Origin of the sequence: Bacillus sp. FSL L8-0193 (genome assembly GCF_037976065.1) — a bacterium.
Lineage (GTDB): Bacteria > Bacillota > Bacilli > Bacillales > Bacillaceae > Bacillus > Bacillus paralicheniformis.
The window spans coordinates 288,383-311,832 of sequence record NZ_CP150261.1; the positions used below are offsets into that span (position 1 = coordinate 288,383).

The window sequence follows — 23,450 nt, forward strand, 5'->3', positions numbered from 1 at the left end:
CATAACACTGTAGGGATAGTGGAAAGAGTGCTTCATCTGGTTACGATCAATCAAATATTCAAACGGAGGGAGACGATTTTGATGAAATTATGGTTCAGTACTTTAAAACTGAAAAAGGCTGCAGCAGTGTTGCTTTTCTCTTGCGTCGCGCTTGCAGGATGCGCTAACAATCAAACGAATGCCTCGCAACCTGCCGAGAAGAATGAAAAGACGGAGATGAAAGATGATTTTGCAAAACTTGAGGAACAATTTGATGCAAAACTCGGGATCTTTGCATTGGATACAGGTACAAACCGGACGGTAGCGTATCGGCCGGATGAGCGTTTTGCTTTTGCTTCGACGATTAAGGCTTTAACTGTAGGCGTGCTTTTGCAACAGAAATCAATAGAAGATCTGAACCAGAGAATAACATATACACGTGATGATCTTGTAAACTACAACCCGATTACGGAAAAGCACGTTGATACGGGAATGACGCTCAAAGAGCTTGCGGATGCTTCGCTTCGATATAGTGACAATGCGGCACAGAATCTCATTCTTAAACAAATTGGCGGACCTGAAAGTTTGAAAAAGGAACTGAGGAAGATTGGTGATGAGGTTACAAATCCCGAACGATTCGAACCAGAGTTAAATGAAGTGAATCCGGGTGAAACTCAGGATACCAGTACAGCAAGAGCACTTGTCACAAGCCTTCGAGCTTTTGCTCTTGAAGATAAACTTCCAAGTGAAAAACGCGAGCTTTTAATCGATTGGATGAAACGAAATACCACTGGAGACGCCTTAATCCGTGCCGGTGTGCCGGACGGTTGGGAAGTGGCTGATAAAACTGGAGCGGCATCATATGGAACCCGGAATGACATTGCCATCATTTGGCCGCCAAAAGGAGATCCTGTCGTTCTTGCAGTATTATCCAGCAGGGATAAAAAGGACGCCAAGTATGATGATAAACTTATTGCAGAGGCAACAAAGGTGGTCATGAAAGCCTTAAACATGAACGGCAAATAAAAACATTGCGATGAATCCGTCAAAACATCATCTTACATAAAGTCACTTGGTGATCAAGCTCATATCATTGTCCGGCAATGGTGTGGGCTTTTTTTGTTTTCTCTCTTTAAAGATCATGTGAAGAAAAACGGGAAAATCGGTCTGCGGGAAAGGACCGGGTTTTTGTCGAAATCATAGGCGAATGGATTGGATTGTGACAAAATTCGACACATCTATTGGCGGTGCGACTTGATGGACCATCAACCGCGTCTCTCCTCCTGTTTACAATACTTTACAGTTCGTTAATAAACTCTGCCTATAATAGAACCCGATCAATCATTTGTATAGAGAGGGGTAATACGAATGACACATGAAGGACCGCTGGAGGAATGGATGAAAAAGCTGAGCGAGGAAAGCCTCAAGGACAATACGTTTGACCGCCGCCGTTTTATTCAAGGGGCCGGCAAAATAGCCGGGCTTTCGCTCGGACTTGCAATTGCGCAATCGATGGGGGCAATGGAAGTCAATGCAGCACCGACATTCTCCGAATATCCGTTTACACTTGGCGTAGCATCGGGAGATCCGCTTTCTGACAGCGTCGTGTTGTGGACAAGGCTGGCGCCCGATCCGCTAAACGGGGGCGGGATGCCGAATGAAGCTGTATCCGTGAAATGGGAGATCGCGGAAGACGAACGCTTCCGCCGTATCGTCAAACGGGGAACCGAAAAAGCGACACCGCACCTTGCACATTCGGTACATGCTGAGGTATCCGGACTGAAACCGAATCATGTGTACTATTACCGCTTTAAATGCGGCAGCCAGCTGAGCCCCGTCGGCAAGACAAAAACGCTTCCGGCGGCAGGGGCAGATGTTGCTACATTCACATTCGCTTTTGCTTCATGCCAGCAGTACGAACACGGCTATTATACCGCCTATCAGCATATGGCGAAGGAAAAGCTCGATCTTGTGTTTCATCTCGGCGACTATATTTATGAGTACGGTCCGAATGAATATGTTTCAAAAACAGGCAATGTCAGGACACACAGCGGTCCTGAAATCATGTCGCTGCTTGATTACCGAAACCGCCATGCCCAATACCGTTCAGATGCAAACTTGAAAGCCGCGCATGCCGCTTTCCCGTGGGTTGTCACATGGGACGACCATGAAGTGGAGAACAACTATGCGAATGTCATCCCTGAAAAAGGCCAGTCAGTAGAAGCGTTTATTAAACGGCGCGCCGCCGCATACCAAGCTTATTACGAGCATATGCCGCTCCGCCGCAAATCCCTGCCGAACGGTCCTGATATGCAATTGTACCGGAATTTTTCCTATGGAAATCTGGCGGACATTAGCGTGCTTGATACCCGTCAGTATCGCGATGACCAAGCCAATGGAGATGGCAATAAGCCTCCTTCTGATGAATCGAATGATCCGAAGCGGACACTGCTTGGAGCCGAACAGGAGGCTTGGCTGTTTGACAACCTGAGTCGTTCCGGGGCGCACTGGAACATCATTGCACAGCAGATTTTCTTTGCGCAATGGAACTTTGGGACAAGCGCGGCGCCGATTTACAGCATGGATTCGTGGGACGGATACCCCGCTCAGCGCAAGCGGGTGATCGACTTCATCAAATCTCAAAAACTGAACAACATCGTCGTCCTCACCGGTGATGTGCATGCCAGCTGGGCAAATAACCTGCTCGTTGACTTTGACAATCCAAAATCGGACATCTTCGGTGTGGAATTCGTCGGGACGTCAATTACATCTGGAGGAAACGGCGCTGATAAAAGAGCGGATACGGATAAGATTTTATCGAACAATCCTCATATAAAGTTTTTCAATGATTACCGCGGCTATGTGCGCTGTACGGTCACACCGGAAGAATGGCGGACAGATTACCGCGTGGTCCCATATGTGACAGAACCGGGTGCCGCGATTTCGACAAGAGCTTCCTATGTTTATCATAAAGACTACACAGGGCTGAAACGGACCGCTTCCAACATTGTGCCTGGAGGCGTGAAGAAGTCAAACGAAGTCGAAGAAGACCGTTTCCTCGCACATACAAGAGCCCATCAGAAGCAAGTGAAGCAAAAGGAGAAAAAAGTAACCCAGTAATCAATGAAAGGATGACAGCAAAATGCTTTCAAATATCGGTATTCCGGGTCTCATCCTGGTTCTGGTAATTGCGCTGATCATTTTCGGGCCTTCAAAGCTTCCGGAAATCGGGCGGGCTTTTGGAAAAACGCTGACCGAATTCAAAAGCGCGACAAAGTCTTTAGTATCTGCCGATGACAATGAGATCGGACAAGAGACTAATGTGAAAAAGCAAAGCGATCCATCGGCAAAATAGATGATCAATAGAGCGGGCGGGTGAACCCGTCTGTTCTTTTTTTCTGTTTAGCATGTGAAGGGGAGGAAGGCGAAGGTGAAAAAAAGGGAAACACATTTGATTGCCCATCTTGAAGAGCTGCGCCAGCGAATCATTAAAACGCTTCTCACGTTTATTCTGTTTCTCATCACCGGCTTTTTGTTTGTTCAGGACATTTATGACTGGCTGATCAGAGACCTTGATGAAAAGCTTGCTGTACTGGGGCCGGGGGATATTCTTTGGGTATATATGATGATTGCGGGGGTGCTGGCGATCGCAGCCACCATACCGGTAGCCGCTTTTCAGACATGGCGGTTTGTGGCGCCTGCGCTGACCGACCGCGAACGGAGGGCGGCATTATTTTATATTCCGGGGCTGTTCACTTTTTTTATTTTAGGGATTGTATTCGGTTATGTTGTGCTCTTTCCGCTCGTTCTTCAGTTTTTAATCGGATTATCCGCCGGCCATTTTCAAACGATGTTTACGGCGGAGCATTATTTTCGCTTTATGATGAACCTGACACTGCCATTCGGGTTTTTGTTTGAAATGCCCCTCATCGTGATGTTTTTAACGAGCCTCGGGATTTTAAATCCGGCCAAGCTCAGTAAAATGAGAAAAATTTCTTATTTTGCGCTGATCGTCGTATCAGTTGTGATCACACCGCCCGATTTTATCTCGGATGTGTTGGTGATCGCCCCGCTGCTTGTATTATACGAATTAAGCATCTCTTTATCGGCATTGATTTACCGGAAAAAAACCGCTGTGCAACCAGGGGCTGAGGCCCAAGGCTGAAGACGGACCGTGTCTTCAGTCTCTTTTTTTTTTGCTTGATATAAAAAAATCAGAAAATAATGATATTGACAATTTGTTTATTTGTCTTACAATTAAACAAAAAGATGAATGGAGGGGTTTTCTAAAACAGAAACATCGCATTTCAACTGAATGATAACGCTTTCTCAGGAAATGAACGACAGGGGGATGACGGAGATGAGTCAATTACGGAAGGCGCCGGAAGGCATATTAGGTTTCCCGGTGGCACCCTTCAACAAGGAAGGAAAACTGGAGGAAGAAGCACTTTACGAAAACATCCGCTTTTTATTGGATGAAGGGCTTGAGGCGGTTTTTATCGCTTGCGGCTCAGGAGAATTTCAGTCTCTCAGCGCAAAGGAATATGAGCAAATGGTCGAAATTGCCGTCTCGGCGGCGGGCGGGAAGGTGCCTGTTTACACAGGAGTGGGCGGCAACTTGAGCACCGCTTTGGAATGGGCGCGGATTTCCGAGGAAAAAGGGGCTGACGGCTATCTGATTCTCCCGCCATACTTGATACACGGAGAGCAGGAAGGCCTCTATCAGTATACGAAAACAATCATTGAAAGCACGGATTTAAACGCCATCATTTATCAGCGAGACAATGCGGTTTTGACACTTGAACAGATTCAGCGGCTGACCGATCTCGAGCAGCTTGTCGGGCTCAAAGACGGCATAGGGGATATGGCGTTGAATATCAGTTTGTCGTATACGATAGGAGACAGGCTGGGCTGGCTCAACGGAATGCCGATGGCTGAAGTCACGATGCCGGCCTATGCTCCTATTGGCTTCACGTCGTATTCTTCGGCGATATCCAATTATATTCCTCATATTTCAAGGATGTTTTATGAGGCATTATTAAACGGCAACGACCAGCTTGTCAAAGAGATTTATGAGCATGTCATCATGCCGATTAACGAGATCCGCAAACTTCGGAAGGGCTATGCCGTGTCTTTGATCAAAGCCGGTATGGAAATCATGGGCCTTCATGTGAAAAACACGGCAAGACCGCCGATCGTTCCGGTGGAAAAAGAACATTGCCGGCAGCTCGAAAACATTCTGAAAAACGCGATGGGGCGTTATCCGAAAACGACCGCTGCCCTATAAACAAAAGGAGGAATTTGAAGATGTCTGTTGCAGCTGAAAATAAAACGTATTTTAACTTTATCAACGGCCGCTGGGTGAAGGCTGAATCGGGCGGGATGGAACAGAGCTTGAACCCGGCAGATACACGGGATATCGTCGGGCTTGTGCAAAAATCTTCGATTGCGGATGTAGACCGGGCGGTTGAAGCGGCCAAGCAGGCCAAAAAGGCTTGGAGAAAGCTGTCGGGAGCGGAGCGCGGTCAATTTCTTTACAAGGCCGCTGATATCATGGAACAGCGCCTCAATGAAATTGCCGAGTGTGCGACGCGTGAAATGGGGAAAACACTGCCTGAAGCAAAAGGAGAAACAGCGCGGGGAATCGCGATTCTCAGATACTATGCCGGAGAGGGAATGCGGAAAACGGGCGATGTGATTCCCTCCACCGACACATCCGCTTTCATGTACACCGACAGGGTGCCGCTCGGTGTCGTCGGCGTCATCTCGCCTTGGAATTTTCCCATTGCCATCCCAATTTGGAAAATGGCGCCTGCCCTCATCTATGGAAACACGGTCGTCATCAAGCCGGCTACAGAAACCGCAGTCACCTGCCTTAAAATTATCTCGTGCTTTGAAGAAGCAGGGATTCCGTCAGGCGTGGTCAATGCGGTGACAGGGCCGGGATCATCGGCCGGCCAAAGGCTTGCCGAACACCCGGATGTGAACGGAATTACATTTACAGGGTCGAACCAAACCGGAAAAATTATCGGCCGGACGGCGTTTGAAAGAGGGGCGAAGTATCAGCTTGAGATGGGCGGCAAAAACCCGGTGATCATAGCAGATGACGCCGACCTTGATAGTGCGGTTGAAGCGGTCATCAGCGGAGCGTTTCGGTCGACGGGTCAAAAGTGTACGGCGACAAGCCGCGTCATCGTCTTAAACGGTGTTTATAACCGGTTTAAAGAAAAGCTGCTTCAACAAACAAAAGAAATTACAATCGGCGACAGCTTAAAAGAAGATGTCTGGATGGGACCGATTGCGAACAAACAGCAGCTTGACAACTGCCTGTCCTATATTGAAAAAGGAAAGCAAGAAGGAGCGGACCTCATTTTCGGCGGCGATAGGCTGGCAGATGGAAAATACGAAAACGGCTATTATATCAGGCCAGCCATTTTTGACAATGTCACTTCCGGCATGACGATTGCCCAAGAAGAAATTTTCGGCCCGGTCATCGCATTAATCAAGGCGGATACACTTGAGGAAGCTTTGGAGACGGCCAATGACGTCAAATTTGGCCTGAGCGCCTCCATTTTTACGCAAAACATCGGCCGGATGCTGTCATTCATAGATGAAATTGAAGCGGGGCTCATTCGCGTCAACGCCGAAAGCGCCGGTGTCGAACTGCAGGCGCCATTCGGCGGCGTTAAACAATCGAGCTCACATTCACGGGAACAGGGGGAGGCAGCAAAAGAATTTTTTACAGCTGTGAAAACCGTATTTGTCAAACCGTAAATCAATCGTTTCGGTACAAATGAATAAAGGAGAAGATGCTATGAAAAAAAATCGTGCAGCCTCCCCCCATACCGCGGGGAAAAGAAGTTCTGTCCGCTGGTTTGTCGTGTCTATGCTGTTTCTCGTCACATCCATTAATTATGCCGACCGTGCGACACTCTCGATCGTCGGCGATTCTGTGCAGCATGAGCTTGGGCTGAGTTCGGTGGCGATGGGGTATGTCTTTTCCGCATTTGGCTGGGCGTATGTTGTCGGCCAAATTCCCGGAGGCTGGCTGCTCGACCGCTTTGGGTCGAAAATCATCATCGCCGCCAGCATCTTCTTTTGGTCATTGTTTACCCTTTTGCAGGGAACGCTTGGCTTTTTCGCCGCGGGAACGGCCGTTATCCTTTTATTTGCGCTCCGGTTTCTCGTCGGTCTGTCAGAAGCGCCGTCCTTCCCAGGCAACGGCCGGGTGGTGGCTTCCTGGTTTCCAAGCTCTGAACGCGGAACAGCATCGGCGATCTTCAACTCGGCGCAGTACTTTGCACTTGTCATTTTTTCACCGCTGATGGGGTGGCTCGCCCACTCATTCAGCTGGCATACGGTTTTTGTCATTATGGGTGCTCTGGGGATTGCGATGTCGTTTATTTGGCTGAAAACGATTTACGAACCCAAAAAACACCCGAGAATCAATGCCGCCGAACTGGCGTACATCGAAGAAGGCGGCGCGCTTGTCTCGATGGATGAGGGAAAGAACGCGGAAAAGAAGGAAAAGGAGTCCCAATGGCCTTACATTAAGCAGCTTTTAAGAAGCCGGATGCTGCTCGGGGTGTATATCGCCCAATACTGCATCACAACGTTGACCTATTTCTTTCTGACCTGGTTTCCGGTCTATCTCGTTCAGGCACGCGGCATGTCGATCCTTGAAGCGGGTTTTGTCGCATCGCTTCCTGCAATCTGCGGATTTTTAGGAGGATTGCTGGGCGGGTTCGTGTCAGACTTCCTTTTGAAAAAGGGCTGCTCGATAACGGTTGCCAGAAAAACACCGATCATCCTCGGCATGCTGATGTCCTGCTCGATGATCGTATGCAACTATGCAGATTCATCTTGGCTGGTCGTTTCCATCATGTCGCTTGCCTTTTTCGGAAAAGGATTTGGCGCGCTGGGCTGGGCGGTTGTGTCAGATACCTCGCCAAAGGAGTGTGCCGGCTTGAGCGGCGGCATCTTCAACACCTTCGGAAATATTGCGTCCATCACGACACCGATTATCATCGGATATATCGTGAATGCGACAGGCTCATTTAACGGAGCGCTTGTGTTTGTCGGTGCCAACGCGATTGCCGCGGTATTAAGTTATCTGTTTCTCGTCGGGCCGATCAAGCGCATCGAACTGCAGAAAGAGGAAGACCCTGCGGACACCACTTTATCCATATGAAATGTAAGCGCTTTAATAAGAGGGAGGCTAAATCGATATGAATACAAACATTCATCAGCATGTAAAAGAGGAGAAAGCATCGCAAACACCGTCAATTGCTGATATGCAGGTCATACCCGTGGCAGGGCGCGACAGTATGCTTTTGAATTTAAGCGGAGCTCACGGCCCCTTTTTCACACGGAATATCGTGATTTTAAAAGATTCATCAGGCGCTCTCGGTGTCGGCGAAGTTCCGGGCGGCGAACGGATCCGCCAGACGCTGGAGCAGGCGAAGCCGCTTGTCATCGGTCAGCCGCTCGGCGCTGTTCAATCGATTTTGCAGTCTGTCAGGCGTCGTTTTAAAGACCGGGATGCCGGAGGCCGCGGGGTGCAGACCTTTGACCAGCGGACGACAATACACGCAGTGACCGCATTGGAAGCGGCTTTGCTCGATTTGCTCGGGAAATTTCTCGGCGTCCCTGTAGCGTCGCTCTTGGGGGAAGGCCAGCAGCGGGAAAAAGTGAAGATGCTCGGCTATTTGTTTTACATCGGCGACCGAAAGCGCACAACGCTTCCCTATATTAGTGAGCAAGAGGCAAGTGACGATTGGTTCCGCCTCCGCCGCGAAGAAGCGTTGACACCCGGGGCGATCGTCCGTCTTGCTGAAGCAGCTCAAGAACGATACGGTTTTCATGATTTTAAATTAAAAGGCGGCGTCCTTTCGGGAGAAGAAGAAATCGAGGCGGCATCCGCTTTGGCAAAACGGTTTCCCGAGGCGAGAATCACCCTTGACCCGAATGGCGCGTGGTCATTGGAAGAAGCGATTGCGCTTTGTAAGGGAAAACGGGATGTGCTCGCCTACGCGGAAGACCCTTGCGGAGCGGAAGCCGGATACTCGGGTCGGGAAATCATGGCCGAATTCCGCCGTGCGACAAGCATTCCGACAGCGACGAATATGATTGCGACAGACTGGCGGCAAATGGGGCACGCGATACAACTGCACGCTGTTGATATACCGCTGGCAGATCCGCATTTCTGGACGATGCAGGGATCTGTCCGCGTTGCCCAAATGTGCCATGAATGGGGGCTGACGTGGGGTTCTCACTCCAATAACCATTTTGACGTCTCATTGGCCATGTTCACCCACGTTGCCGCAGCAGCTCCCGGTGACATCACGGCGATTGATACGCATTGGATTTGGCAGGATGGACAGCGTCTGACAAAACAGCCTTTTTCAATTGCTGACGGATATGTCCAAGTTCCTGATCAGCCGGGGCTCGGCATTGAAATCGACATGGAACAGGTGGAAAAAGCAAATGAACGGTATGAGAAAATGAAAGCAGGCGAGCGGAATGATGCCGTTGCCATGCAGTTTTTGATTGAAAATTGGCGTTTCGACCCTAAACGTCCTTGTCTTGTTCGTTAATTGCGGAAACAGCGGTTTGAGAGGCCCCTAGCCGACATTGTCATACGCGATATTTTGTCTTACAATATGAACAACTGAAAGGGGGCCCACAGTCGTGGAAGAAGATATGGAAACATTGCAGGTCGAATCAGTCAATCGCAAGACATTGGCGAAACAGGTTGTAGAACGAATCGTCCATTTATTATCAAGCGGCCAATTGAAACCGGGGGACAAACTGCCGACGGAGATCGAGCTCATGGAAAAACTGAATGTGAGCAGACCCGTTCTCCGCGAAGCTTTAATATCACTCGAAACGCTCGGAATTATTAAAAGAAAAACCCGGGACGGCACGTATTTTAATGATAAAATTGGCATCCAGCCGTTTTCTGTCATGCTGGCTTTGGCGGTTGATAATTTGCCGGCCATTATTGAAGCGAGGATGGCGCTGGAACTCGGGCTTGTCACGATCGCCGCAGAAAAGATCAATGACAGTCAGCTCGAAAGGCTGCAGGAAACGATCGATATCATTGCAAACAGCACGGATAATCATTATGGAGAAGCAGATAAAGAATTTCACCGGATTATCGCTTTGAGCGCGAACAACCCGGTGCTTGAGGGCATGATTCAATCACTCTTGATCACACACGCCAAAATCGACAGCCAGATTCCATACAGGGAAAGGGACCGGACTGTCGAATATCATACGAATATTTTGAAAGCCCTTCAACAAAGGGACCCATATCAAGCCTATCACCATATGTATGAGCACTTAAAATTTGTACGTGACAAAATACTGAATGGTCTTCGTGATGAAAAAAACAATCATTAAGTTGTTTGACAGCGCTTTCTAACATGTGCCGCAGCGGGAGAAGGGCTGTGGAAAGGCGCTGATCGAAAAGGGGAGTTGATCAATACTTATGCTTGTCAATCAAACTGAAACCCCGCTGTACATTAAGGTGAACGAAAAAGACAATACCGCAATCATCGTCAATGCCGGCGGACTGCCGAAAGGGACGGTGTTTCCTTGCGGGCTTAAACTGCAGGAACGGATACCTCAAGGTCATAAAGTGGCTTTAACAAACATTACACAGGGCGGAGCCGTTATTCGCTACGGTGAGGTTATCGGCTATGCCGTCAAACCAATCGAAAAAGGTGGGGGGATTTCCGAGTCGCATATCATGCTTCCGGAAGCTCCGCCGCTCGATGAACTGCCCATCGCCAACAAAGTTCCAAAACCCGCTCCCCCTCTTGAAGGGTACACATTTGAAGGATACCGGAATGAAGACGGGAGCGTCGGCACGAGAAACGTGCTTGGCATTATGACAAGCGTGCAATGCGTCGCAGGCGTTCTCGATTACGCGGTTAAACGAATTAAAGAGGAACTGCTTCCAAAATATCCGAACGTTGACGGTGTCGCTGCATTAAATCATCAGTACGGCTGCGGTGTGGCGATTAATGCACCGGAAGCCAAAATCCCGATCCGAACGATTCAAAATATCGCCAGACACCCTAATTTCGGCGGGGAAGCGATGGTGATCGGACTCGGCTGCGAGAAGCTCCTTCCGACGAGGATAGAGCCGGAAGGAGACGCTGAAAACATTCTTTCATTGCAGGAACGGCGAGGGTTTGAGCAAATGATACAATCGATTATGGAAATGGCCGAAGAGCGCTTAAAAAGGCTGAATGAACGGAAGCGGACAACATGTCCCGCTTCAGACCTGGTGATTGGCCTTCAGTGCGGTGGCAGCGACGCTTTCTCAGGAGTGACCGCAAACCCCGCGGCGGGATATGCGGCCGACTTACTCGTCCGGGCAGGGGCCACGGTTTTATTTTCGGAAGTCACCGAAGTCCGCGATGCCGTTCATCTCTTAACACCGCGCGCTGTCAATGAAGAAGTCGGCCGCGCCCTGATTCGGGAAATGGCTTGGTATGACCGCTATCTGGAAAGAGGCGAATCAGACCGAAGCGCCAATCCGTCGCCAGGGAACAAAAGGGGCGGGCTGGCAAACGTGGTTGAGAAATCGCTCGGCTCGATCGCGAAATCGGGAAGCAGCCCGATCAATGCCGTACTCGCGCCAGGTGAAAGGGCTGTACAGAAGGGACTCACTTTTGCAGCGACACCTGCAAGCGATTTTGTATGCGGCACCCTGCAACTGGCTTCGGGCATGCATTTGCAAGTATTTACAACCGGAAGAGGAACGCCGTACGGCCTTGAAATGGCTCCGGTTATGAAAGTGGCAACCCGGCAGTCATTATCAGAAGATTGGCGCGATTTAATCGACGTTAACGCCGGACGGATCGCAACAGGTGAAGCTTCAATAGAAGAAGTCGGCTGGGAAATTTTCAGGACGATCCTTAACGTCGCAAGCGGAAGGAAAACATGGGCGGAACATTGGGGACTCTCCAATGACTTGTGTTTGTTCAACCCCGCGCCTGTGACTTGATCGAAAAGCACCTTGATAAGGTGCTTTTTTAATTGTGAACTCGTTTTTAACAAGAAGTATAAAGTGGTTCTTTTTTCATATTTCCTCTTTGGTAAACTAAACCGCAGTACCTTTCGGAATCTTGGCGCATCAACCATACTGCCTGTTTTTTCAGAGGGCCGGCATACGATTTGCAGGGTGGTGATTCTTATTTCCTATTTATCTAATTTATTCCATGTTGTAACATAAAAAAGTATCATTTTCAAGCATGTCATTCGCATTAAAATGAAGTGCTTGCAGCTTAACTTAAAAGCCCTTGGAGGTTTAATAAAATGAAAAAGATGATGATATTGTGTTTTTCTATAATACTAATCTTTACAGGAGGATGCAGTATGAACGACAGCCAAAACGGCAAGAACGGCAATCAAGAAGAAGCGGTCAAGCCGAAAGATATGGACCCGAAAGACCTCCCGCAGGTTCCGGCGTTCCAGGATGAGAAAACAAGAGAATACATGGCATCAACAAAGGAAGTCGAGCCGGGCTATTATTTGCTTGAGTCTAAACTGAAAGGGTTTACGATGTTGTTTCCGGAGGATGGGAAATATGATGACAATTTATCCTCTCTCGGAAAAGATGAAGAGATAATCTCTTTTTATAGCTACGATGAAAAAACGAATGTTTCTCTTAATGCTTCTGTAGAATATTACCTAAATCAATCTTTTATCAATAATCCAAATGAAATGTTAGAACAAGTGAGGGAGGAAAATGGATATAAAGGACAATTTGAAAAGTTCCAGGAAAAAGATAAGGATATTTATTTTGCGTATATGAAAACTGTTCACGACGATACAAATCAAAAAAATAATGAGACTCATTCCTATATTGGTTATATAAATAAACAGAATTATGTTGGTATACAATTTACATTTGACTTTACTTGTCTAAAGAGTTCTAAACCTTGTAAACTTGATGTTGATTCTGCTGAAAAGAAAGCTAAGAAGTTAGTCAAATCCATCGTATTTTTAACTGATAAGGAGAAATAGGATGGCAACTAAAAATATATTTGAAAATGAAAATGTGAAACTTCGTATTATAAACTTGGAATACAGCTATAAAAATAGGTTTGCTTCAAATAATCCAAATGAAGTGAAAAAAGCTAAAGACAATTTTGAGGCAGATGTTCGAAGAATTTATAAAGAGGAAACAAATCATGAACTTCCAGAAAATATTGAGATTTTTACGTCAAAAGAAATTCTAGAACATAGTAAGGATAAAACAATCAGTCAATCAGGCTATGATGGAACAGCTATTCATATAAAGGATAAGACAAAACATATCGATCAGCTCCACATTATTTCCGAGGGCAGCGCCGATAATGAAGATTGGAAATATAATTTCTTTGGATTGTTTTTGGGAATGGATAACAGACAATATAAGGCTACAAGGGAATTTTCAAGGGCCTCCAAGAGAAAAGTTGGTAACTCTAAAGAGTTAAAAACTTATGCTATGGGCCATTCTCTCGCAAACAATAACCAAGTTTTAGTGCAGTTAGTAAATGGTGAATTTGATGAAGTTTATGGTGTAAATGGGGCCCAAATAAGTGTAGATCATTTATTATTGATTGATAAGAAAATGGCAAGGGAACTAAGAAAGAAGTATCAAGTAAACGATTTATCAACAATCCCAAAAAACAAACTCAAAAAAGCCATCATCAAATACTACAACGACAAAGGCGTCACAGCCAACATCACCCAGCGTATTTCCAGTGACGATCCGCTCTACGGTGTCAGCGGGAAGGCTGATTTTATTACGTTCGGCGATGTGAAGATGACGAACACACACCCGGATATAAAAGGATTCCGAAGTGTCATTGATCATATTCCTGATGAAGATGTGAGCAAACTGAAAGGGTACTTTCAAAAATATGCTGCTGATTATCGAAAGGGCGGCATTCAGGGTTTTGCTATGGAAGCAATCGGCGTAGATATGGATTTTTTAAACGGAATAATGAATGAAGAGGGTACAGCTCAGCAAATAGCATATTGCTTGAAACATCCGGCCCGCCTCTTGAATATGGTGGGTGCACTTGATAAAAAGCTGCCAGAGTTTAAAGCATTTTTTGCGAAAGTCAAGGCCTACAGCGGCCCTGTTCTCAATCAGCTTGAAGCAAACGGTTATATTGATGAAGCGAAAAAAAAGACCATTCAAAAAGACATTGCCGAAGTAGAGCGACTGACAGGAAGGCTTGACGTTTTATATGAAGAGATCAAATTTCTTGTCGACTGGAAGACTGTCATATTTACTCTAAATAATAGACAACTCTCTCAATCACTAATGAAAAATTTAATCGAATTTTATTCAACTTATAAAGCATTGGAAGAAGCCTTAGGCAAACTGGATCAAGACACAAAAGACCTTCTCAATCTTATTGGCGAAGGCCACAGCATCACCCCGCTTCTAAACGCCCTATCCAAAAAGAAAGGCATCAGCTACAAAGGAGGAGACATCTATTTTTCTAAGAAAGGCAAGGACGGAAAAGAGATAAAGGTCAATCTGTCATCTGCCATCAGGATTTACCAGGCGGGGATGGCTGCCATTTCAAAGATTGAGGCTGAAATTGAACGCTACCAACGTGTTTTCCACCATGAAATCCACGATCATTTCGCAATTAAAAAATCTGAGTTGACAAAAGCCATTCATGACATGGAAGCCAATCCTTCCCGCTACCAATTCGACATTCAGTTCAAGCTCGCCTCAGGCTTCGCCGGATCAAACGGAAAGCTGAATAAAATCGTCGTCCACGACTCGTACCACACGGCCCCGCTTCCTCAGTGCGACGGCGTCGTCAGCGAATTAAAAAAACAAACCTCCAGCAAAAAGAAATTTGTAAAAAGCATTCGCGCCAGCATTGAAAAATTGTTCGATGAAGATGAGCAAATTTCGGCGCTGTTTGATTTTAAGGCATAGGGGAGGGGGATTAAGATGGTAAAACCGTTATTGGAGGAAACTGAAACAGTTTCAGCGACATATATGTTTTTAAGCAGTATTTCAGCAAAGGATAAAGCGGCCCGGCTGAACGCGCCGCTGAAAAGCGTTTTAAAAGAACTGAAAGAATTTGATAAAGTGCTAAAAAGCGAAATCGAAGGGCAAAAAGGTATGATGATCACGAAAATTAAAGAAGAATTAGATCACAAAAGTGAAAACCGCAAAACCGTCATCACCCGGATGAAATCAGACAACGAGCAGTTTGCAAACAGTTATCATGACATGATTGAAACTTTGCGGAAGCAAAACGTAACACTTTACTATAAAAAGAATAAGCCCCTTGATCAATAAAAGATGACCCCTGATATCAGAGGTCATTTTTTTGTTCCAATGACTTGTGTTTGTACAACCCCGCGCCTGTGACTTGATCCGTGTTAGTGGGAAAGTAGATTGGTATCGGTCAATAGATCCGGAAGCTACAAGAGGATTCAACTAGAAATATAAATAATTTTTGTAAAAAACACACGTTTTTCAATTACAATGAGTGTAATTGCACGTGTGTTTTTATGTTGAAAAGGATAGGTGAACAAGATGCAGCGCATATTGCTTATTGAAGATGATCATTCGATCAGTGAAATGGTCGATCATTATTTAACAAAAGAAGGGTTTGAGGTCGTGCTTGCTTTTGACGGAGAAGAGGGCGTTCGCTTGTTTCAGCAGGGCAATTATGATGTGATTCTGCTCGACATCATGCTTCCTAAACTGAACGGGATGGATTTTCTGAAATTGATCCGTGAACAGAGCAAGGTCCCGGTTTTAATGATTTCTGCAAAAGACGGGGATGTCGATAAAGCGCTGGGGCTGGGTTTTGGTGCGGATGATTATATTGCCAAGCCGTTTTCGATGATCGAACTGACTGCAAGAATAAAAGCCGCCATTCGGCGCGCAACGCAGTATTCCGCCAGTGAGCCGGCAAATCAAAAACTAGTACGTATTCACGAGCTTACGATTGATATAGAAAATGTATCCGTACAAAAAAATGGTGAACCGCTTCAGCTGACATCAACGGAATGGAAAATGCTGACCTTATTTGTGACAAACCCTAAAAAAGTATTCACAAAAGAACAAATCTATCGTTCGGTTTGGAATGAGGATTATTTTGGCGATCAAAATATTATTAACGTCCATATGAGGCGCTTGAGGGAAAAGATAGAGGATGATCCTTCCTCTCCGCAATATATTAAAACGCTTTGGGGCATCGGTTATAAATTAGGAGAGTTTTAGCATGATAATGTTATGGATTGGCATGCTGATGATTTTGGCGTCTCTCAATATCGTTCAATATAAAATGAAAAAACAGCGGGACCAAAACTTGAAGTACATCACGGAAAAGCTCAGTATGATGCTAAATGAGCAGGCGGCTGATCAAATTTTATTAGGAACGGATGATAAAGTACTGCGGGATCTGCTCGTGCAAATGAACCTGTTTGTTGAGGAGCGTCAACGCATAACAGCCCGCTTTGCAAAAACGGAGCAGTCAATGAAACGAATGCTGACCAATATGTCCCATGATCTGAAAACCCCGCTGACTGTTGTGCTCGGATATATCGAGGCGATTCAAAATGACTCGGATATGGCGGAAGAAGAGCGTGAAAGGCTGCTGGAAAAACTTTATCAAAAAACAGGCGAAATCATTCAGCTGATGAATTCTTTCTTCGACTTGGCCAAACTCGAATCAGAAGATAAGCAAATACTGCTCACGAAAATACATATCAACGAAATATGCAGAAAAAACATTCTCCAACACTATGATGCCGTTCAGGCAAAAGGTTTTAAAGCTGTCATCGACATCCCGGATACCCCGGTTTATGCACATGGAAATGAAGAAGCGCTTGACCGGGTTCTGCAAAACCTTTTATCAAATGCGATTCAATATGGTGCAGATGGAAAGCTGATCGGATTGTCCCTTACATATGATGACACGCAGATTGTTATTACGGTTTGGGACCGTGGGAAAGGGATTGGCGAGTATGATCAGCAGCGGGTGTTCGAAAGGCTGTACACCCTTGAGGAATCGAGAAATAAAGCGTTCCAGGGAAGCGGGCTCGGCTTAACAATTACAAAAAGGCTCATTGAGAAAATGGGAGGGGGCATCTCTCTCCAAAGCAAGCCGTATGAACGGACAGCGTTTTCCATCACGCTAAAACGAATGACCTATTAGCAAACGTAAGAATTTCTTAAGAAACAAGAAATAAAAAAGACAGCGTCCATCGCTACAATAGACACATAGCAAAGACAGGAAAGGGGAAACAGAGTTGACTTACATCGTACAAACAAGCGGGCTTACCAAGACATTCAAAGGTCAAGAAGTTGTGTCAAATGTAAGCATGCATATACGAAAGGGAGAAATATACGGTTTTCTCGGCCCGAACGGAGCCGGGAAAACGACCGTCATGAAGATGCTGACGAGCCTCGTAAAACCGACAAGCGGGGAAATCAATATTCTCGGGCATAAGCTGACAAATCAATCATACGAGATTCTCGGCAAAATAGGCAGCATGATCGAATACCCGATTTTTTATGAAAATCTGACAGCCAATGAAAATTTAAATCTGCACTGTGAGTATATGGGATATCACAATAAAGCCAAGATTCAGGAAGTGCTGGACATGGTGAATTTAAAAAATATCGACAGCAAACCTGTCAAAACATTCTCGCTTGGTATGAAGCAGCGTCTTGGAATCGCGCGTGCCATTCTTACCAAACCCGACTTGCTCATCTTAGATGAACCGATTAATGGCCTTGATCCCATCGGGATTAAAGAAATCAGAAACTTATTTCAAGTATTGAGCAAAGAATATGGAATGACATTGCTCATCTCAAGCCATATCCTGAACGAAGTAGAGCAGATTGCAGATACAATCGGAGTGATTCGGGACGGCAGGCTTGTTGAAGAAGTATCGATGGAAAGCGTAAGAGGCCGGAACACAGATTACATTGAACTCGTGACGCCGAATCAATTGCGGGCTTGCTTTGTGCTTGAACATGAGCTTCAGATTGCTAATTTTAAAATACTAAATGATAAAACGATCCGAATTTATGATGCCGAAGCTTCTCAAACAGCCATTTCTAAAGCTCTGATTTTGAATGATATAGAAATTGAGTCCATGAATAAAAAGCATACTTCGCTTGAGGACTACTTCCTCAGCTTAATCAACGGCAATGCGGCCAGCGCATAAGGAGGCGGAGATGCTTGCTGAATTTATTGAAAATCGAAATGAAAAAGATGAAGCTTGGCTGGTATGTACGCGGAGCCGTTTTTGCCAATTTCATCATCCTCGGTTTTCTGTGGATGGTGACCTTCACAGAAGGCAAGGATACGTTCCAAACGATTGATGAAACATTTCTTGTGATCGGCACTTTCGTCAGAGCGGTTTTTATCATTTTTGGAGCCGTGCTGATTTCAAAATTAATCATTTCAGAGTTTAAAAACAAGACAATACTTGTGATGTTTACGTACCCGATCAACCGAAAAAAACTGCTGGCTGCTAAACTGCTGATCGCAGGCGGGCTGACTTTCATTACGATATTGATATCAAATGCATGCGTTGCCGCTGCTTTTTTTCTGCTGAATTCAATCTATGGGGTCATCCCCGGCGAATTAACAGCTTCTATGGTTTCTCAGCAGGCTCTGAAAATGATCGTTTTTGCTTTTGGCGCCGCAGGAACGAGTTTAGTGCCCATCTTTTTCGGAATGCGGAAGCACTCCGCTGCGGCAACGATCATTTCGTCTGTCGTGATCAGCATGTTGATCAGTTCCACAAGCCCGGACTTTTCCATTTCTTCAATTGTTTATATTCCTTTATCTCTGGCCGCTGTCGGTCTGATTTTTTCCTTTTTGGCAGTAAGGCGGATCGAAAAAATAGATGTATTTTAACGGAGTTGAAGTTCAATGCTGAATTTAATTAAATTGGAGTTTAAAAAAACGAAACTAGGGTGGTATTACAAAGGTGCAGTGATTGCAAATCTATGTATACTCGGTTTTTTGTGCCTGATCGGATCGGAGGAAAAAAATCTTACTCAAGACCAAATGGCGATGGCTGACGCGGGATCCACGCTGCTGCTTCTCGGAACTTTTGTAAGGTCTGTGTTTATTGTCTTTGCAGGCGTGCTGATTGCCAAACTGATCATCGGAGAGTATAAAAACAGAACCATCACGGTCATGTTTACATATCCGGTCAGCCGAAAAAAACTGATCGCCGCAAAACTGCTGCTCACCGGCGGATTGACCTTCTTGACAATGATCGTGTCCGAACTGATTCTTGCGTTTATTTTCTCGCAGCTCAATGATATCTATCAATTCAGCCCGGAAAAACTGACGCTGCAAGCCATTGGAAATGAGATTGGCAGTATGCTCATTTACGCTGCTTCTTCAACAGGGTTGAGTTTTATTCCATTATACTTTGGGATGCGCAAACAATCCGTTCCTGCCACTATTGTGACATCCTGCATTTTGATTGCGCTGATCGGTCAGCAAAGTCCTGGATTTTCAATTGCTTCTATTATTTATATTCCTGTTTCATTGGCTGTAATCGGGATTGTTATTGCGTTTTGGTCGATCCGAAAAATTGACCGGGAAGATGTATTATAATGGATCAATTATATAGTGAAGGTGCAAATTGACGGATTCCAGGCATTTACCTATACTTGAAGAACTGAAACAACAAGGAAAACGGGTGAACATGTCATGGAATTTGAAATTCGCTATATTTCTTTTTACGTCATTCAGGTCGACGGCAAGGATGAGCAGGCCAACAAGCAATATAAACATTTTCAGACGCTGGATACAGAGGAATTTGAAACCAGCGAACTGAAGGATTTCTTAGACGGGGAATTGAAAAAAATCGTGAAGCGGAAAGCCGAACGCCATCCGAAATCAGAGCAGGTGCCGACGAAAATCGGCCGCTTCATCACAGAGCCGGGGCATGAGCTTGATTCTAATCCGAACTACAATCTGTTTCACAAAACAAAACTGGCGGAGACAAAGGAAGAATTCAATGAGCTGAGCGAACAGTTCGTCCGCACATACCTCGACACGAGCGCCGTCAGGGGAGGCGTTTTTTTGGTGGCGACAGCCGTACCGCGCAAATACTTCGATGATACATTTGTCTTTGTCATGAAGTGCGACTTTGAACCGAAGGTCGCTTCGATCGCCGATGAATCATCGCTGATCCGCAAGGTCGAAATGGCGATCACGACGAAAAACATGAAATCGATCCAGTATCCGCACATGCCTGAAGAGGGCATGACAGAGGAAAGCGAAGTGAAAATCCACCAGGCCTCGCACGCCCGCTACTTTGAAGACTTCTTAAAATTCGTCGAGTACGGCGAGTCGATGCCGGAAATCATGAAGTCCCAAGTGATGAACATGGTGCAGGAGCATGTGTACGAAGCATTTGAAGACAAAAGCGAAGAACTCCAGCAGTTTGAACATGATCTCGAAATCTGGGAAGCGAGCGAAAAGCGGGAGATTCAGGAACGCCTCGACACCCATCAAGTCATCGAAGCCTCCGCCCAGATCGTTGAGCATATGCCTGAGGCAGAGCTGAAAATGAAGCTGGGAGCAACCGAGATTAAAGGACTGCTGGCTGAATTCGGAGATTCGATCCACCTTGCCAAGGTAAACGGGCGCTATGTCGCGCTGATAGAAGCCGAGACGATTTCCTTTGAAAAGGGCAGTTCTCCGGTGGAATTTTATAAACCTGAGGGACTGCATGAGGTGATTGAGCGGATACGGAATAAAAGTGACAGGGAAGATTAGAAATAAGGAATGGCATCCGTTTTTTCGGATGCCTTTTGATTTTTCATCCAAATTGATGAGGGTGCTATGTAAATTACTGTTTAATAAGGTTAATATAAACATAATCAAGCCGATATAGGGATTATAGAAAGAATTGAGGAGAGGTACCCAATGCGTCTCAATAGTCAATACATCCGTACACAGCTGATGATTCAGAATATGTTGAAAAGGAATGCGGCTGATACAACTGTAAAAAATGTCTCTTCCGATATCACTGCCTTTGCGAAGAAGGCCAGCAGTCAAGCGGGAAGACCATCGAAGGAAAGTTTGAGTAAGCTGAACTACTCAAAGGACAGTATTGTGAATCATGCCGAAGCTTTCAGGCGGGCATACGAAGCAGCAAATGATCAAACTGTGGAAGAAACGAAGATCAATGCCCAAAACCCCTATGAGTCAGAAAGTGATATCAGGAAAAAAATCTTAGATGAAAAATACAGCAAAATCAATGCAATGAACAAAACGAAACCTGATCCTTTAGGCTATATTAAGGATAAATACAAAAATTCCAATTCCCCTTATTTCAGAAATGACCTGTCGGCAGCAGAAAGACAAGCTGCATATGACAATGAAACTGAGTGGCTGTTCAAAGGAAAAGCGCAAAACTATAATATGCAGGATGCCGCGTTTCGAAATGTGAATTTTAATGGGGAAGTAGAGGCGGAGAATGAGAAAATATATCAGCGCAGCCAAGTCAACAAACAGCTTCAAGCGCTGCTGGATCAATATCATATTGCCATTCCTGCGGATACGGCGCTCACCTTTACAATTTCACCGATTGATTATCAAGTAAAAGTGAGCGGAACTGATGATGGGCAGCTCATCCATCAACTTGAACATATATTGCAATCAGGAGAAAACAGCAAACAGTTATTTCTGCATATCATGAAAAGCTTGAGCAGCGATTCAGCCCAATATTCCAAAGAAGCGCAGCAAAAATATCACACGGTTCGCGAGATATATGAGGTGACAGGCTATCACCTGAAGGACTTGGAAGTGGTTGATGGCCGATATGTAACACCTGACGGCCGTGATTTGTTAGATGTGTATAAAGAAGAGCTGGAGAAGGACCCTGTCCAAAAGAAAACGGCTCATTTCGCAATCGCTCATTATGGAGCAGAGCTGAACAGACTTGCAGAAGCCGGATATGATTCTGTTCCGGATTTTATCTTATCTATTGACTACAGCAACGGATCTTTGCGGGATACAGGGCAAAAGAAAAGCTATGGAACCGGGGATACGGCTTGGCTAAGAGAATTAAAGCGCCGAACGGGTGTTAATTATTAGTTAGGCAGGAACATATGGGTTTCCTCTATCAGTTTGATTTTCTTAATAATTGAATTTTGCGTTGCGGGTCACCCTGCCACCTGTTAAAATAAGGATAACTTTAAAGAACGGAGGGATTTCCCAAATGGCATACATCAGATTCCGATTGAACTTTGTCCTCGCTAACTAAATCGTGAACAAAGTCTCTGCCTGTGTGCAGGGTAATCGGGATCAGTCTGCCTGTTTTTAGGGGACCCTTTATGCAATAACAGAGGGAGAGGCGCGGATTCCAGCGCCTCTTTTTTTGCCTTTAAAAATAGCTTATCTGAAGCTTGCCTTCAGTTTATTTGTCATATTATCTTTTTCCGTTTACTTTCCAGCGCAGGCAGACGACCTGTGCTTTTTTTTATTAAAAACCTTCAGTAAAGGGGAAAATCGTATATGACAATTGTAAATGAACAAATTGAACAAATATTAAAACTTGCGGAAAAACACGGCCTTCGGCTGAAACGAAAGCATGCGGAAATCAACGAGTCCGGCATGGATTTTCAAGTCGTCTTTGCCGAAGATGAAGCAGGCAAGAGATGGGTCTTGAGAAAACCGCGGCGCGACGATGTGATTGAAAGAGCAGTGTATGAAGGGAAAGTGCTGAAGCTGCTGCAAAACCATCTTCCCGCCGCTGTGCCGGATTGGCGCATTCATACTCCCGAACTGATTGCATATCCGGAGCTTCCGGGGGTTCCTGCCGCGGTCATTGACATGGAGGTGAAGAATTACGTATGGAACATGGATCATGAGCCTCCGGCTGAAGCCTTTGTCAAGTCATTGGCGAAAACGCTCGCGCTATTGCACAGCATTGATCATAAAGCCGCAGAAGAAGCGGGCATGCATGTGATGAATCCGGATGGCGTCAGGCGGTCAAAAGCAGAGCAGATGGAACAGATCAAAAGAGAGCTCGGGGTTAGCGGCGAGCTCTGGGAAAGATGGCAAAAGTGGCTGTCCGACGACTCGTATTGGCCTGAACATACTGCGTTTATCCACGGCGACTTGCATCCCCCGCATATTTTAATTGACCAGCATCAGAGCATAACTGGGCTGTTGGATTGGACGGAAGCGAAAATCGCCGACCCGGCAAAAGATTTTCTATTATACGAGACGATTTTAGGAGAAGCCGAAACCGCCCGGCTCATCTCTTATTATGAAAAAGAAGGGGGCCGGGTCTGGCCGCGGATGAAAGAGCATATTACGGAATTGCAGGCCGCCTACGGCATCGAAATCGGCATGTTCGCCCTGCAGACAAAACAAGAAGAGCACTTGAAGATGGCGCTGGACGCGCTTGGGGTCAGACAATAAAAAAAGGGCTGT

At 45.8% G+C, this 23,450-nt stretch carries 21 protein-coding genes; all 21 read left to right on the forward strand.

From position 1 onward, the window contains the following. Positions 1-81: 81 nt before the first annotated feature. The 21 genes from blaP (at position 82) to MHH76_RS01695 (ending at position 23,438) form a co-directional block, all read left to right on the forward strand. The gene (blaP, locus tag MHH76_RS01595) at positions 82-1,005 is read left to right on the forward strand and encodes a class A beta-lactamase BlaP (RefSeq protein ID WP_023857755.1); all 924 of its coding nucleotides are present in this window, start codon (positions 82-84) and stop codon (positions 1,003-1,005) included. A 342-nt stretch (positions 1,006-1,347) separates the two neighbouring features. After that, positions 1,348-3,099, forward strand: a complete 1,752-nt coding sequence (locus MHH76_RS01600; RefSeq protein WP_023857756.1) for an alkaline phosphatase — start codon at positions 1,348-1,350, stop codon at positions 3,097-3,099. Between the two features lie 22 nt (positions 3,100-3,121). After that, on the forward strand, positions 3,122-3,334 hold the full coding sequence (locus tag MHH76_RS01605; protein WP_020449994.1) for a twin-arginine translocase TatA/TatE family subunit: 213 nt from the start codon (positions 3,122-3,124) through the stop codon (positions 3,332-3,334). Positions 3,335-3,409: 75 nt separating this feature from the next. After that, positions 3,410-4,144: a twin-arginine translocase subunit TatC gene (tatC, locus tag MHH76_RS01610; RefSeq protein ID WP_023857757.1), complete on the forward strand. Its 735-nt coding sequence runs from the start codon at positions 3,410-3,412 to the stop codon at positions 4,142-4,144. Between the two features lie 195 nt (positions 4,145-4,339). Then, a complete protein-coding gene (gene kdgD / locus MHH76_RS01615; RefSeq protein ID WP_020449996.1) occupies positions 4,340-5,266 on the forward strand; it encodes a 5-dehydro-4-deoxyglucarate dehydratase in 927 nt (308 codons plus the stop codon). 20 nt (positions 5,267-5,286) lie between these two features. Beyond that, complete coding sequence (gene gucD / locus MHH76_RS01620; protein ID WP_023857758.1) at positions 5,287-6,753, forward strand: alpha-ketoglutaric semialdehyde dehydrogenase GucD; 1,467 nt, start codon at positions 5,287-5,289, stop codon at positions 6,751-6,753. Positions 6,754-6,793: 40 nt separating this feature from the next. After that, positions 6,794-8,170: an MFS transporter gene (locus tag MHH76_RS01625; protein WP_035337354.1), complete on the forward strand. Its 1,377-nt coding sequence runs from the start codon at positions 6,794-6,796 to the stop codon at positions 8,168-8,170. 37 nt (positions 8,171-8,207) lie between these two features. Beyond that, complete coding sequence (gudD, locus tag MHH76_RS01630) at positions 8,208-9,575, forward strand: glucarate dehydratase (RefSeq protein ID WP_020449999.1); 1,368 nt, start codon at positions 8,208-8,210, stop codon at positions 9,573-9,575. A gap of 94 nt (positions 9,576-9,669) precedes the next feature. Further along, positions 9,670-10,383, forward strand: coding sequence for a FadR/GntR family transcriptional regulator (locus MHH76_RS01635; protein ID WP_003178602.1), 714 nt, complete (start codon positions 9,670-9,672; stop codon positions 10,381-10,383). A gap of 82 nt (positions 10,384-10,465) precedes the next feature. Beyond that, complete coding sequence (gene garD / locus MHH76_RS01640; RefSeq protein ID WP_025810829.1) at positions 10,466-11,998, forward strand: galactarate dehydratase; 1,533 nt, start codon at positions 10,466-10,468, stop codon at positions 11,996-11,998. Between the two features lie 311 nt (positions 11,999-12,309). Next, positions 12,310-13,020 (forward strand): lipoprotein YvcA, encoded by a 711-nt coding sequence (locus MHH76_RS01645; protein ID WP_075213479.1) that lies wholly within the window; start codon positions 12,310-12,312, stop codon positions 13,018-13,020. 1 nt (position 13,021) lies between these two features. Then, entirely contained in the window at positions 13,022-14,944 is a 1,923-nt protein-coding gene (locus MHH76_RS01650) for a DUF6792 domain-containing protein (protein ID WP_043054030.1), read from the forward strand. A gap of 15 nt (positions 14,945-14,959) precedes the next feature. Beyond that, positions 14,960-15,313 (forward strand): hypothetical protein, encoded by a 354-nt coding sequence (locus MHH76_RS01655; RefSeq protein ID WP_020450003.1) that lies wholly within the window; start codon positions 14,960-14,962, stop codon positions 15,311-15,313. Positions 15,314-15,565: 252 nt separating this feature from the next. Then, a complete protein-coding gene (locus MHH76_RS01660) occupies positions 15,566-16,246 on the forward strand; it encodes a response regulator transcription factor (RefSeq protein WP_095323705.1) in 681 nt (226 codons plus the stop codon). A gap of 1 nt (position 16,247) precedes the next feature. Next, positions 16,248-17,183, forward strand: a complete 936-nt coding sequence (locus MHH76_RS01665) for a HAMP domain-containing histidine kinase (RefSeq protein WP_039073145.1) — start codon at positions 16,248-16,250, stop codon at positions 17,181-17,183. A 94-nt stretch (positions 17,184-17,277) separates the two neighbouring features. Continuing rightward, positions 17,278-18,201: an ABC transporter ATP-binding protein gene (locus MHH76_RS01670; protein WP_023857762.1), complete on the forward strand. Its 924-nt coding sequence runs from the start codon at positions 17,278-17,280 to the stop codon at positions 18,199-18,201. Positions 18,202-18,215: 14 nt separating this feature from the next. Beyond that, positions 18,216-18,899, forward strand: a complete 684-nt coding sequence (locus tag MHH76_RS01675; RefSeq protein ID WP_020450007.1) for an ABC transporter permease — start codon at positions 18,216-18,218, stop codon at positions 18,897-18,899. Between the two features lie 15 nt (positions 18,900-18,914). Beyond that, on the forward strand, positions 18,915-19,613 hold the full coding sequence (locus MHH76_RS01680; protein ID WP_023857763.1) for an ABC transporter permease: 699 nt from the start codon (positions 18,915-18,917) through the stop codon (positions 19,611-19,613). Positions 19,614-19,709: 96 nt separating this feature from the next. Continuing rightward, on the forward strand, positions 19,710-20,783 hold the full coding sequence (locus MHH76_RS01685) for a DUF3900 domain-containing protein (protein WP_020450009.1): 1,074 nt from the start codon (positions 19,710-19,712) through the stop codon (positions 20,781-20,783). Between the two features lie 150 nt (positions 20,784-20,933). Then, positions 20,934-22,106 (forward strand): DUF4885 domain-containing protein, encoded by a 1,173-nt coding sequence (locus MHH76_RS01690; RefSeq protein WP_043054031.1) that lies wholly within the window; start codon positions 20,934-20,936, stop codon positions 22,104-22,106. A gap of 420 nt (positions 22,107-22,526) precedes the next feature. Continuing rightward, positions 22,527-23,438 carry a macrolide 2'-phosphotransferase gene (locus MHH76_RS01695; protein ID WP_023857765.1) on the forward strand — a complete coding sequence of 304 codons (912 nt, stop codon included), beginning with the start codon at positions 22,527-22,529 and terminating at the stop codon, positions 23,436-23,438. The last annotated feature ends 12 nt before the right edge of the window (positions 23,439-23,450 follow it).